Below are 13016 nucleotides of genomic sequence, written 5' to 3' on the forward strand. Positions count from 1 at the left end.
ACGTGCATACGCTGCTACGCATGAGGGACCACTCCCGCCCCGAGCGACCCCCCGCAGAGCCGGTGCCCGACGTCTGGACCGGGCGGGCCACCAACCGCGTGCAGTGGGTGCTCGCCGCCGCCGGGGTCGCGTGTGTGGCCCTCGGTGTCGTGCTGGGCGTCGTCCTGCCGTGGGCCTCCGGGACCGCCGCCCTGCTGATGGCGGTGGTCGGCTGCGTCGCGGCGGGGCTCCTGGTGCTCTTCGGGACGCTCGCCTTCGTCCACGTCGAGATCACGGTGGACCCGCACGCCCTCGAAGTGCGCTGCGGCCACATGGGCCTGCCGCGCCGCCGCATCCCGCTCGACACCGTGGTGGGCGCCGAATTCACCCCCTCCGTCACCCCGCGCCAGTGGGGTGGCTGGGGGTACCGCTGGCTGCCGGAGAAGGGCACGGCGGTCGTGGTGCGCCGGGGCGAGGGCCTCGTCCTCACCCTGGGCGACGGCCGGAGCTTCACCGTCACCGTGGACGACGCCGAGACCGCCGTCCGGGTCATCCGGCACCGCCTCCGCCTGCGCCGTATCCAGCGCGCGACCGCCCTGGAGGAGTGGATGGAGCTGGGCGGCACCACCCGGGCCCGCCTGCGCCCCGAGCACCCCGGCCCCGGCCCCGGCCCGGACGGCGCCTCACTCCCCGCCCCGGGCGCCGGCGGCCACCACCCCGGCCTCCGGGGTGGGGAGGGCCCGACGTGACGTGAGGCGGTCGTGGGCCCGGGGCGGGGCCTCCTGGGCGGGTTGGGATAGCGGCCCGAGGCCTGGCCGCCGGGCGCCGGCCCGCTGCCCGCGCTGGGGTTCGTACAGGCGGTCGCCGTAGACTCCGCACGTGAGCGCCACCATGACCGCCGTCGATGTCCCTCCCCCCGCCCGCCCGAAGCGGCTGGGCCGGTTGCCGCGGCGGTTGGTGCGGCCCACGGCAGCGGTGCTGTCCGGGGTCCTGCTGTTCCTGAGTTTCCCGCCCCGCCCCCTGTGGTGGCTCGCCGTGCCGGGCTTCGCCCTCCTCGGCTGGACGCTGCGCGGCCGGCGCCTCCGGGCGGGCTTCGGCCTCGGCTACCTCGCCGGGCTCGGCTTCCTGCTGCCGCTCCTCGTGTGGACCGGCGAGGAGGTCGGCGCGGTGCCGTGGCTGGCGCTCGTCGCCGCCGAGTCACTCTTCGTCGCCGCCGCCTGCTGCCTCGTCGCGGCCGTGTCGCGGCTCCCGGCGTGGCCGGTGTTCGCCGCCGCCGTATGGATCCTGGGCGAGGCGGCACGCGCGCGCGTGCCCTTCGGCGGGTTCCCCTGGGGCAAGATCGCCTTCGGTCAGGCGGACGGCCTGTTCCTGCCGCTCGCGGCGCTGGGCGGCACGCCCCTGCTCGGGTTCGCCGTCGCCCTGTGCGGCTTCGGCCTGTACGAGGCGGTACGCCAGGTCATCGCGTACCGGGCGACCGGCAGCCTCCCGCGCGGTCCTCTCGCCGCCGCGGCGCTGTCCCTCTTCCTTCCGGTCACGGCGGCGCTCGCCGCCCAGCCGCTGGTCTCCGACGCCGCGGAGGACGGGACCGCGACCGTGGCCGCGATCCAGGGCAACGTGCCGCGGCTGGGCCTGGACTTCAACGAGCAACGGCGTGCCGTGCTCGACAACCACGCCCGCCGCACCGAGCAGCTCGCCACCGACGTCGCGGCGGGCAGGGTACCGAAGCCGGACTTCGTCCTGTGGCCGGAGAACTCCTCGGACCTTGACCCCTACCGCAACGGCGACGCCCGGTTCGTCATCGACGAGGCGGTCAAGGCCATCGGCGTGCCGACCGTCGTCGGCGCCGTCGTCACCCCCGAGACCGGTCCGCTCCGCAACACCCTGATCCAGTGGGATCCGCGGTCCGGCCCCGTCGCCACCTACGACAAGCGGCACGTCCAGCCCTTCGGCGAGTACATCCCCATGCGGTCCCTCGTGCGGATCTTCAACAAGGACGTCGACCGGGTCAGCCGCGACTTCGGACCCGGCACCGAGGTGGGCGTGTTCGACCTCGCCGGCACCAAGGTGGGTCTCGCCACCTGCTACGAGGCGGCCTTCGACTGGGCGGTGCGCGACACCGTCACGCACGGCGCCCGGCTCATCTCCGTACCGAGCAACAACGCCACCTTCGGCCGCAGCGAGATGACCTACCAGCAGCTCGCGATGTCACGAGTACGCGCCGTCGAGCACAGCCGTTCCGTCGTCGTCCCGGTCACCAGCGGGGTCAGCGCGATCATCCGGCCGGACGGCACCATCGTGCGCGAGTCGCGGATGTTCACCCCGGACGCCCTGGTGGCGGAGGTGCCGCTGCGGTCCTCGCTGACCCCGGCGACCCGCATGGGCACCCTGCCGGAAGCGCTCCTGGTCGCCCTCGCCGCCGCCGGCCTCGCCTGGTCCGCCTCCGGAGCCGTACGCCGCCGCAAGGCCGCGAACCCCGGGACCGCCAACGCCTAGGTCGTGTCCGGAAAGTATCGGCGTCCGCCCGGAGGGCGGGGGCCGTACTTTCCGGACACGACCTAGGGTCGTTCCATGACAACTCCCGACTTCATCCGTGCCGTCCGGGCCACCGCCGGGCACCAACTGCTGTTCCTGCCCGGAGTCACCGCCGTCGTCCTCGACGACGACGGCGCGCGGGTCCTCCTCGCCCGGCGGGCCGACAACGGCAGGTGGTCGCTGATCGGCGGCATCCCCGAGCCCGGCGAGCAGCCGGCCGTCTGCGCGGTGCGGGAGGTGTACGAGGAGACGGCGGTGGAGTGCGTCGTCGAACGGGTGGTCCTGGTGGAGACGACGCCTCCCCTCACCTACCCCAACGGCGACAAGTGCCAGTTCATGGACACCACCTTCCGCTGCCGGGCCGTGGGCGGCCGGGCGCGGGTGAACGACGACGAGTCGCTGGAGGTGGACTGGTTCCCGGTGGACGCCCTGCCGCCGCTGCGCCCCGGCGAACTGTTCCGGATCGAGCAGGCGCGTGCCGACCACCCCACATGGTTCTCCACCACCTCCGACTGATCACAACTGTGGGTCCAGACCACATCGGTCGGATCGTCGGCGCTCCATAAGGTGCCAGGCATGACCGCACCCCACACCGTCACCCTCCGGGACCTCGGTGGCCGCACCGCACTCGTCACCGGCGCCGCGAGCGGCATCGGCCGGGCCTGCGCGCTGCGCCTGGCGGCCGCCGGCGCCAAGGTCCGGGCCGTCGACCGGGACGCCACGGGCCTGGAAGCCCTGGCGGCGGCACCCGCCACCACAGGGGTGGTCGAACCCCACGTCCTGGACCTCACCGACCTCGACGCCGCCGAGGACGTGGCGGCGGGAGCCGACATCCTCGTCAACAACGCCGGGCTCCAACTGGTCCGCCCCATCGAGGATTTCCCGCCCGGCGTCTTCCACACCGTGCTCACCGTGATGCTGGAGGCGCCGTTCCGGCTGATCCGCGGCGCCCTGCCGCACATGTACGCACAAGGGTGGGGCCGGATCGTCAACATCTCCTCCGTGCACGGGCTGCGTGCCTCCGCCTACAAGTCCGCCTATGTGGCCGCGAAACACGGCCTCGAAGGGCTCTCCAAAACGGCCGCCCTGGAAGGCGCCCCACACGGGGTCACCTCCAACTGTGTGAACCCCGGCTATGTACGCACCCCCCTGGTCGAAGCACAGATCGCCGACCAGGCCGACGCCCACGGCATCCCGCCCGAACGCGTGCTGACCGACGTCCTGCTGAAGGACTCCGCGCTCAAGCGGCTCGTCGAACCCGACGAGGTCGCCGAAGCCGTCGCCTACCTCTGCACCCCGCCCGCCTCATTCATCACCGGCACCTCGCTCGTCCTCGACGGCGGCTGGACCGCGCACTGAGCGTGCCCGGGTTTTCCACAGGGCTGGTGCGACCACCCGTACGGCAGGTATCCCTGTGACCATGTCCGAAGAACCGCTCCGTCAGCCGGAGCCCAGCGCCGACCCGGCCGCCTACCTGGGTCTTCTCGCGCGAGGTGCGGCCGTCGAGGCGTACGACCGGCCCGTGCTGCTCGCCCGTGCCGGCGGCGCCGGCCCGGCCGCACTCGCCGAGCTCGACCGGGCCAAGCAGCTCGCGCTGCGCGTCCGCGCCGAGCTGGAGGGCCGCCGCCGCCGCGAGGCCGAGCTGTCCGCGCTCTTCGAGACCGCCCACGACCTCGCCGGACTGCGCGACCTCGACGCGGTGCTGCGCGCCATCGTCCAGCGCGCCCGGTCCCTGCTGGGCACCGAGGTCGCCTACCTGAGCCTCAACGACCCGGCTGCCGGCGACACCTACATGCGGGTCACCGAAGGCTCCGTGTCCGCGCGCTTCCAGCAGCTGCGCCTCGGCATGGGGGAGGGGCTCGGCGGGCTCGTCGCCCAGACCGCCCGGCCGTACGTGACGGAGAGCTACTTCGACGACGAGCGGTTCCTGCACACGCGCGCCATCGACTCCGGCGTACGCGACGAGGGGCTCGTGGCGATCCTGGGCGTGCCGCTCACCCTCGGCAGCCAGGTGATCGGCGTGCTCTTCGCCGCCGACCGGCGCGCCCGCGTCTTCGAGCGCGAACAGGTCGCGCTGCTCGGCTCGTTCGCCGCCCACGCGGCCGTCGCCATCGACACCGCCAACCTGCTCGCCGAGACCCGGTCCGCCCTGGCCGAGCTGGAGCGCGCCAACAACATCATCCGCGCCCACAGCGGCGTCATCGAGCGGGCCTCCGGCGTGCACGACCGGCTGACCGAACTGGTCCTGCGGGGCGGTGGCGTCCACGACGTGGCGGCGGCCGTGTCGGAAGTCCTGGGGGGAACGGTCGCGTTCACCGAAGGGCCACCGCCCGCCGAGTGCGCCGACGGGCACGCGACCCGGCACGGCGACGACTGGGTGGCCGCCGTATCGGCCGGCGGCGAGGTCCTCGGTGCCCTGGTGCTGCGCGGACACCCCGACCTCGACCCCGTCGACCAGCGGACCCTGGAGCGGGCCGCGATGGTCACCTCCCTGCTGCTCCTGGCACGCCGCTCCGCCGGAGAGGCGGAACAGCGGGTACGGGGCGAACTGCTGGACGACCTGCTCGACGCGCCCGAGCGCGACCGGCGGCTGCTGAAGGAGCGTGCCGCCCGCCTCCGCACCGACTTCGACGCCCCGCACGTGGTGCTCGCCGCCCGCCTCGACCGCCCGGCCCCGCCGTGCGCCGAGGACCGTGAGGGCACGGGGCGGCCCGGGTCGGTGCGGCGGGACGCGGTGAACGAGGACACGGGGCGGGAGGGCTTCGCCCGGGAGGGTTCGCCGCGGGACGGCGCCGAACGGGACAGGGCCGAACGGGACAGGGTCGAACGGGACGGCGCCGACCGGCAGCGCCTCTGGTCCGCCGCGTCGCACCTGGCGGCCACCCGCCACGGGCTCGCCTCGGCGCGCGACGGCGGCACGGTGCTGCTGCTGCCGCTCGGCCCCGGCGACAGCGCCGCCGACCTGGCCCGGCAGACGGCCAAGCACCTGGGCGGCACCCTGCGGGAACCGGTCACGGTGGGTGCCTCCTCCCCGGTCGACGCCCCCGCCACGCGGCCGGGCGACATAGCCCCCGCGTACGCCGAGGCCCGGCGCTGCCTGGAAGCGCTGCACCTGCTCGGCCGCTCCGGGGAGGGCGCGGCCGCCTCGGACCTGGGGTTCCTGGGCCTGCTGCTCGCCGACACCCGGGACATCGCCGGGTTCGTCACCCGCACGATCGGCGAGGTCGTCGCCTACGACCGGAGCAGGGGCACGGACCTGGTGCGCACGCTCGACGCGTACTTCGCCAGCGGAATGAGCCCCGTCCGTACCAAGGACGAACTGCACGTCCACGTCAACACGGTGGCGCAGCGCCTGGAGCGGGTGGGCCGGCTCCTGGGGCCGGACTGGCAGTCGCCGCACCGTGCCCTGGAGATCCAGCTCGCCCTGCGGCTGTACGCGATGTCCGCGGCGGTACAACGCTGAACGGCCGGCCGCCCCTCGCGGGACGACCGGCCGTCGCGGGCCGCCGGGCTCAGCGTCCCGCCATGAGCCTCTCCTCGTCCTGATGCACGTCGGCCAGGTCCCGGTGACGGGTCTCCCGGGCGCAGGCGATCGCGACGACGGTGAGCAGCGCGGCGGCGATGACGTACAGGGAGATCGGCGTGGAACTCCCGTAGTCGGCCAGCAACGCGGTCGCGATCAGCGGTGCCGGCGCACCCGCCGCCACGGACGAGAACTGCGCCCCGATGGAGGCGCCCGAGTAGCGCATCCTGGTCGCGAACATCTCGGAGAAGAACGCCGCCTGGGGTGCGTACATCGCCCCGTGCAGCACCAGCCCGACGGTCACGGCGAGCAGCAGGTTGCCGAAGCTGCGGGTGTCGATGAGCGCGAAGAACGGGAACATCCAGGCACCGACGCCGACCGCCCCGATCAGGTAGACCGGCCGGCGCCCGATACGGTCCGACAGCGCGCCCCACGCCGGGATCACCGCGAAGTGCACGGCGGAGGCGATGAGTACGGCGTTGAGGGCGGTCTGCTTGCTGAGCCCGGTCGACGTCGTCGCGTACACCAGGATGAACGCCGTGATGACGTAGTAGCTGATGTTCTCGGCCATGCGGGCGCCCATCGCGACCAGCACGTCGCGCCAGTGGTGCCGCAACACGGCGACCAGCGGCAGCTTCTCCACCTGCGCGGTCTCCGCCTTCCGCTCCTCCGCCCGGGCGAGGGCCGCCTTGAACACGGGGGATTCGTCCACGGACAACCGGATCCACAGACCGACGATCACCAGCACACCGGACAGCAGGAACGGCACACGCCACCCCCACGAGGTGAACGCCGCGTCCGACAGCAGCGCGGTGAGCGCGGACAGCACACCGGTCGCCAGCAACTGCCCGGCGGGCGCCCCGGTCTGCGGCCACGACGCCCAGAAGCCGCGCCGCCGGGCGTCCCCGTGCTCCGACACCAGCAGCACGGCCCCGCCCCACTCACCCCCGAGCGCAAACCCCTGCACCAACCGCAACACGGTCAGCAGCACGGGCGCGGCCGTCCCGATGGTGGCGTGCGTCGGCAACAACCCGATGGCGAAGGTCGCCCCGCCCATCATCAGCAGGCTCAGCACGAGCAGCTTCTTCCGCCCGAGCCGGTCCCCGTAGTGCCCGAACACCAACGCGCCGAGCGGCCGCGCGGCGAACCCGACGGCGTACGTCAGGAAGGACAGTAGGGTTCCCACGAGCGGATCGGAGCCGGGAAAGAACAGCTTGTTGAACACGAGCGCGGCGGCTGACCCGTACAGGAAGAAGTCGTACCACTCGATGGTCGTGCCGATGAGGCTGGCGGCGACGATGCGGCGGAGGTTCGCGGGCTCGGGCGGAGCGGATGCGGGGGCGGCCATGAACACCACTTCCGGACAGTTGGCGGGGACGTTTCCGTGTCGCCATACCGTAGGAAGCGGCAGGTCAGGGGCGTATGTGGTGGGACACCATAGTTGTGGGGGCGGGGGTGCGTGGGGCCACCATGGGGGCCCGTCGGCCCCTTCCCGGTCTGGAAGGTCTCCTTCGCCCGCCACCTGGCCCACCGCCCCGACCAGGGTGTGCAACCGAGCCGCAGGGTGGAATGGCGCCGGTAGTAGACGAATCCGCCGGTGGTGCGGTTGCGCCGGGCTCAGCAGCTGACGGTGGCCCGGCGTCGGGTCGGGGACGTCGATGACGGCCCAGTCGTCGTAACGGTGCCCCTCCGCGCCGGGGCCGACGGACAGCTTCTGCCAGCATCAACACATCGGCGACGCGGAACCTTCCCGCACCAGTGGCCACTTCGACCGTACCGGCAACCGCAAGGACATAGCAGATTCCAAGTTGTTCCAGGGCCGCCCGCAAGCTCGGGTTGCCGCCGTAGACCCCATCACCCGCTACACATTCGATCATCGTGCCGTACGTGACTCCTCAGAGACCTCCGAGATGGAGGGGATGGGGTCAGGGGTGGTGGCGGCGTCGGCGCCAGGTACATCCCCTGGCTCGGTAAGATCAGCGCTTCCATGGGGGGCGTGATGCGAACATCGGAGCTGGGCGGCGAGGGCCACAAGTACGCACTGGCCTCGGACGAGGACGACAGCGATTTCTGGGGCTACGCTCACGAGGCCGAGGGGCTGTTCACTTCCCTGCCAGACGAGGCAGGAATGCGTCGAGTGCACCTCGCGGGATGCCTGCCGCAGGGTGGCCTACTGAGGTGCGTTGCCCACGTCGGCAGTCGTCGGGCCGTGGCAGGGAACGCCTGGTTCCAGCTCCTCGACCGTGACGGCGCCACCATGGGGTCCTACTTCGTCAACGAGGTCACCGTCATTGACGTCAAGCCCTCCGCCCGCGCAGCCGGCCTCGTGGACCTCACCGTGACGCTGTGGTGCGAGAACGCCCTGCCCGGAGCGGAACGACCGTGGGGCCTGCTCCGCACTGGTCATTTGAATCGCGCCGGCATGTGGCACGAACTCCAGCCCGAGGACCGACACGCGTGGTTGTCCGTGGCCCTGGGGTCCCGGGAGTACCGACGCCGGCAAAAGCCCGACGCGCCCGCAGGCCAAGTGTTCACCTTGGACGGCCGACACATCGTTGACGAAGACACCTTCTACTGCGCGATCGGTGAGGCCATCAACGGGCCCGGCGGATACTTCGGCTGGAACCTCGACGCTCTGGACGACTGCCTGAGCGGAGGCTGGGGCGCCACCACTCCGTTCACCTTGCAGTGGGAGTCCTCGGCCCAGGCCAGGACACGGTTGGTAGAGCGCGTGCCCGTTGGTGGCGATCGCCAGGTCGCGCTGTTCAACCTGCTCCTGGAGATCTTCGAGGAACGAGGCGTGAGCGTCAGCCTCCGGTAGACCGCCGATGCCCCGTCCCCGCAGCTGCCCGCTCCCGAACGCGGTTGCCTGACGCGTGTTGCTCAGCGGTCTTCCTTGGCCGGACCTCCTGGAGGGGGTGTGAGGGCCGACTGTTCCGGACCGATGACGCGAGGGCCGGTGGCGGGCAGCGGTGCTCACGGCCGGGCCTCCCGGAAGCGGTGGCAGTGCCCGCAATAGCGGGCTTGCGGCACGATGTGCAGCCGCGCCGGCTCGATGGGGTGCCGGCACTGCCGGCAGGTGCCGTACGTGCCCTGATCCATGCGCTCGAGGGCGGCTTCGACGTCGGCGAGGACCATCCGGGCAGAGGCGCACAGCTTGATGTGCACCTCCAGTTGGGAGACCGCAGCCTGTTCGCGGACGTGCTGGGCCCTGGCGGCAGTGCCCTGCCAGAGCTGGGCGAGCTGGTCCAGGCGAAAAGCACGCTGCTCGTTGAGGTTCTCGCGCAGCCCGGCCAGTTCGGCCGCGCCCAGCCGCGCGTGGGTGGCGACATCGACGACCTGCTGGTTCACGACTTCACCCCTTCAAGGGCAGGGGGCGGGATACTCGGAAGGCTCCGGCCGCGGCCAGAGCGGTACGCCAGGCCTCATTGGTCAGCCGGCGCGCTGCTGGCACGGCACACAGCACCGCGCGTACGGCAGAATCTCGAGCCGCTCCACCGGGATGGGCCTGTCGCATCCCTGGCAGGTGCCGTACGTGCCCTGCTGAAGCCGGGCAAGGGCGGCGTCGATGTCCTTCAGCGCATGCTCAATCGCCCCTCTCTGCACGATCTGCAGGTCATGGGCCTCCGGGGCACCGCCGGAGGCTTCGCCCACGGCCTGCAACTGGGTGAGACGGGCATGGCGCTCGTGCTCCAGACGCTGACGTGCCTCGTGCACACTGAAGCGTTCGACGGCAGAACCGGCGCGGGCGGCGGAGTCCAGCGACATCACGTAACAGTCCCTTCCCATGACAGCCGAGCAGGGATACCACCGCGTTCTCCGGCGCTCTCCCCTTCGCCCTCCACCCTCGCCGCCCAGGCGGTCGGTGGCCATCGGGCGCAGACCCCATTTCGTCGGGGCCGCACGGTGCAGACGGTCACCGGGTTCGCGAACAGTGGTCTGCTCAGTGCTGGTCGTACACCAGAAGGCCGTCCTCACGCAGCCGGTCACCCACCGTGGGCCGGTGTTCGGTGAGCCGTCCGTCATGGGACAGGTGCAGCACCTTGGTCCGGCGCGCGAGTACCGCGAAATCCGCGATGATCCGGCCTCCGATGTACGGGGGCGGCTTCCGCCGGGGCGGCGTCGACGCGGGTCGGCGGCATGGACAATCGCCGCCGACGACCGCCTCGTCGACCCCAGCGTCGAGTACGTGCACGCGTGCCGCAAGTCCGCCCACACGCCTCGCACGCCTGCCGCACCGTGGCCGGCTGGATGCCCGGCACCGGCCCCCACCCGTTCGCTCCCGCGCTCACGTACCCCCGCTCCACCCTCTATGGGCCGCGGTGGGACCCTCGCCTACCGGCCCTTGTGGAGGGCGATGGCGAGGGGCGTGGCGGTGAACATGGAGGAGTAGGTTCCCACCGCGAGGCCGATGAGCAGGGCGACGGCGAAGTCCGTGAGGGAGTCGCCGCCGAGGACGGCCAGGGCGGTGAGGATGAAGGCGGCGCCCATGCCGGTGTTGACGGTCCGGGGCAGGGTCTGCACGAGCGCCCGGTTGGCGACGGCCGCGAAGGGTGCCGCCCCGTCGCGTCGGCCCAGGTCCCTGATGCGGTCGAAGACGACGACGGAGTCGTTCACCGAGTAGCCGATGACGGTCAGCAGCGCGGCGAGGAAGACGCCGTCGACGGGTTTGCCGAGCCAGGCGAAGACACCGACGAGGATCACCGTGTCGTGGACGAGGGCGGCGACCGCGGAAGTGCCGAAGAGCCAGCGGAAGCGGGCCGCGAGGTAGAACAGCTGGGCGCCGAGGGCGACGGCGAGGGCGATCAAAGCGCCCTGGCGCAGTTCCTTGCCGAGGCTGGGGCCGATGGCCTCGTCCCGGAGCTTGTCGGCCCGGCTGGTCAGATGTCCGATGGTTTCGCTGACGGTGGCCGACTGCGCGTTGGTCAGCCGGTCGGTGCGGACGGTGAGCCGGCTGTCGCCGGAGGTCTGGACGACGGCGCGGGGGAACCCGGCGTCGGCGAGGGCGGCGCGGGCCCGGTCGGGGTCGACGGGGGTGGCGGTGGTGTACTCGATGAGGCGGCCCCCGGTGAATTCGACGCCGAAGTCCAGGCCCCGGAAACAGATCCCGGAGGCGGCCAGAACCAGCACGATGGAGGAGGCGGCCAGCCACCGCCTGGGGTGGCGCATCAGATCGGGGTTCCTGCGGGTGAGGCGTTCGCGGACGGTGCCGGGGTGGGCGATGCCCGTCAGGCGGGGGCGACGGCGCAGCCAGGGCCGGGAGACGGCGTGGTCGGCGAGCACACGGGTGATGACCAGGGCGCTGAACATGGACGCCAGCACACCGATGCCCAGGGTGACGCCGAAGCCGCGCACGGGTCCGGAGGCGAGGAGGAACAGCAGGCCGGCGGCGATGAGGGTGGTGATGTTGGAGTCGGCGACCGCGCTGAACGCGCCGCGGAACCCCGCGGTCAGCGAGGAGCGCGGGCTGGGCCGGAGCCGGGAGGCGTACTCTTCGCGCGCTCGTTCGAAGGTGAGGACGTTGGCGTCGACGGCCATGCCGATCGTCAGGACGAGCCCGGCGAGTCCGGGCAGGGTGAGGGTGGCGCCGAGGGCGGCCAGGGCGGCGTAGGAGATCAGGCCGTAGCAGGCCAGCGCCACGGTGGCCAACGCGCCCAGGAGCCGGTAGACGGCGACGATGAACAGCGCTGTCAGCGTGGTGCCGACGGCGGCGGCCCAGGCGCTGGCGCTGATGGCCTGGGCGCCCAGGGTGGGGCCGACGGTGCGCTGCTCGACCGTCTCCACGGGTACCGGCAGAGCGCCGCCGTTGATGAGCAGGGCCAGTTCCTTGGCCTCAGCGGCGGTGAAGGAGCCGGTGATCTGCGTGGAGCCGCCGCCGATGCCCGAGCCGCAGCCGACCGAGGGGTCGACCTGCGGCGAGGAGATGATCTTCCCGTCCAGCACGATGGCGACCCGCCGGGACGGATCCCCGGCCGGGTGACAGGCGGCCTCGCCGGTCAGGCGGGCCCAGCCGTCGCGGCCGGATCCCGCGAAGTCGACGGTGACCTGCCATCCCGCGCCACCCTGCTGCTCGAACCGGGCGGCGGCCTCCTTGACGTCCTTGCCGGTCAGCGCACTCTCCTCGAGACGGAGCAGCTGGCCGGACTCGTCGGCCAGAACCTGTTGGCGGGGCCGTACGGGCAGCGGTTCGGTGTCGGTGTCGGTGTCGGTGGCGGCGCCGGTGCCGGTGCCGGTACGCGTGGCGGACTCGGTGTCGGTGCCAGAGGCGGAGTCGGTGTCGGTGGCGGTGCCGACGACCTGGTGGAAGGTCATGTGGGCGGTGCGGCCGAGCACGTCCGCGGCCTTGGCCGGGTCCTGTACGCCGGGCAGTTCCACGACGATCCGGTTGTCGCCCGAGCGGGCGAGGGTGGGTTCGGCGACGCCGAGCGCGTCGATGCGTCCGCGCAGCACCTCCAGGGTGCGGTCGGTGGCCTCGCTGCCGGCGTCAGCGGTGGCGGTGGGGCGGGTCTCCAGCACGATCTGCGTGCCCCCGCTCAAGTCGAGTCCGAGGCGGACGGGCACGGTGAAGGTGATGTACAGCGACAGGGCGACTACGGCGAGGGCGAGCAGCCCCCGGATGCGCAGGGCGCGGGTCAAGGCGGGCCTCCGGCAGGCACACCGCGGCCCGGGACGGCGGCCGCGGTCGATGGAAGGAAGGGGAGGGGCGTTCAGATGCCGGGGCGCGGAGGAGGCGCCCGCCCCTGGTGACGGCTCGCCGGACACGGGGCAGCGGGTGCACTCGCCGCCGGCGGACTCGAACGAACGGGCCACGATGGGACGTGGATACCGCAGCACGCGGTGAGCGCGGTGGTGGACGGAGGTGCGGACCGCTCACCCGGGGTGTCGCGAGAAGCCCGCAGCAGCGTGTTGCAGGCGGCAGGGTGCCCGTCGTCAGCGTGCGGGCCGCGGCCCCCGTCGGCCCGTACGGCACCGGACACCGGTG

Annotated in this window: 9 protein-coding genes and 2 pseudogenes; 6 read left to right on the forward strand and 5 right to left on the reverse strand. The window is 72.5% G+C overall.

Annotation, left to right across the window (positions count from 1 at the left end):
- Positions 1-20 precede the first annotated feature (20 nt).
- From EIZ62_RS29315 to EIZ62_RS29335, 5 genes and pseudogenes are all read left to right on the forward strand, one after another.
- Positions 21-548, forward strand: a pseudogene (locus EIZ62_RS29315) (hypothetical protein); the annotation flags it as partial.
- 310 nt (positions 549-858) lie between these two features.
- Positions 859-2472 carry an apolipoprotein N-acyltransferase gene (gene lnt / locus EIZ62_RS29320; RefSeq protein WP_244376007.1) on the forward strand — a complete coding sequence of 538 codons (1614 nt, stop codon included), beginning with the start codon at positions 859-861 and terminating at the stop codon, positions 2470-2472.
- A 75-nt stretch (positions 2473-2547) separates the two neighbouring features.
- Positions 2548-3027, forward strand: a complete 480-nt coding sequence (locus EIZ62_RS29325; protein ID WP_156695683.1) for an NUDIX hydrolase — start codon at positions 2548-2550, stop codon at positions 3025-3027.
- Positions 3028-3087: 60 nt separating this feature from the next.
- Positions 3088-3870, forward strand: a complete 783-nt coding sequence (locus EIZ62_RS29330) for a 3-hydroxybutyrate dehydrogenase (protein WP_156695684.1) — start codon at positions 3088-3090, stop codon at positions 3868-3870.
- Positions 3871-3931: 61 nt separating this feature from the next.
- The gene (locus EIZ62_RS29335; protein WP_156695685.1) at positions 3932-5974 is read left to right on the forward strand and encodes a helix-turn-helix domain-containing protein; all 2043 of its coding nucleotides are present in this window, start codon (positions 3932-3934) and stop codon (positions 5972-5974) included.
- Between the two features lie 49 nt (positions 5975-6023).
- Here EIZ62_RS29335 and EIZ62_RS29340 read toward each other — a convergent pair whose 3' ends face one another.
- Positions 6024-7382 carry an MFS transporter gene (locus EIZ62_RS29340; protein WP_156695686.1) on the reverse strand — a complete coding sequence of 453 codons (1359 nt, stop codon included), beginning with the start codon at positions 7380-7382 and terminating at the stop codon, positions 6024-6026.
- Between the two features lie 651 nt (positions 7383-8033).
- On the opposite strand from EIZ62_RS29340, the gene EIZ62_RS29345 reads away from it, so the two are divergent.
- A complete protein-coding gene (locus EIZ62_RS29345; RefSeq protein ID WP_156696654.1) occupies positions 8034-8855 on the forward strand; it encodes a barstar family protein in 822 nt (273 codons plus the stop codon).
- 155 nt (positions 8856-9010) lie between these two features.
- On the opposite strand, the gene EIZ62_RS29350 is transcribed toward EIZ62_RS29345, so the two are convergent.
- The 4 genes and pseudogenes from EIZ62_RS29350 to secD form a co-directional block, all read right to left on the reverse strand.
- A complete protein-coding gene (locus EIZ62_RS29350; RefSeq protein ID WP_156695687.1) occupies positions 9011-9385 on the reverse strand; it encodes a TraR/DksA family transcriptional regulator in 375 nt (124 codons plus the stop codon).
- Positions 9386-9466: 81 nt separating this feature from the next.
- The gene (locus EIZ62_RS29355; protein ID WP_156695688.1) at positions 9467-9802 is read right to left on the reverse strand and encodes a TraR/DksA family transcriptional regulator; all 336 of its coding nucleotides are present in this window, start codon (positions 9800-9802) and stop codon (positions 9467-9469) included.
- 175 nt (positions 9803-9977) lie between these two features.
- A pseudogene (locus EIZ62_RS29360) lies at positions 9978-10118 on the reverse strand (DNA repair protein); the annotation flags it as partial.
- Positions 10119-10369: 251 nt separating this feature from the next.
- The gene (gene secD / locus EIZ62_RS29365; protein WP_156695689.1) at positions 10370-12670 is read right to left on the reverse strand and encodes a protein translocase subunit SecD; all 2301 of its coding nucleotides are present in this window, start codon (positions 12668-12670) and stop codon (positions 10370-10372) included.
- Between the last annotated feature and the right edge of the window lie 346 nt (positions 12671-13016).

It is taken from the genome of Streptomyces ficellus, from assembly GCF_009739905.1.
In the GTDB taxonomy this organism is placed as follows: domain Bacteria; phylum Actinomycetota; class Actinomycetes; order Streptomycetales; family Streptomycetaceae; genus Streptomyces; species Streptomyces ficellus_A.

Excerpts from the sequence above, each read along its gene's own strand:
- EIZ62_RS29325 (WP_156695683.1), top strand. The coding sequence starts at position 2,548 with ATGACAACTCCCGACTTCATCCGTGCCGTCCGGGCCACCGCCGGGCAC.
- EIZ62_RS29345 (WP_156696654.1), top strand. The coding sequence starts at position 8,034 with ATGCGAACATCGGAGCTGGGCGGCGAGGGCCACAAGTACGCACTGGCC.
- EIZ62_RS29340 (WP_156695686.1), bottom strand. The coding sequence starts at position 7,382 with ATGGCCGCCCCCGCATCCGCTCCGCCCGAGCCCGCGAACCTCCGCCGC.
- EIZ62_RS29330 (WP_156695684.1), top strand. The coding sequence starts at position 3,088 with ATGACCGCACCCCACACCGTCACCCTCCGGGACCTCGGTGGCCGCACC.
- EIZ62_RS29335 (WP_156695685.1), top strand. The coding sequence starts at position 3,932 with ATGTCCGAAGAACCGCTCCGTCAGCCGGAGCCCAGCGCCGACCCGGCC.
- EIZ62_RS29355 (WP_156695688.1), bottom strand. The coding sequence starts at position 9,802 with ATGTCGCTGGACTCCGCCGCCCGCGCCGGTTCTGCCGTCGAACGCTTC.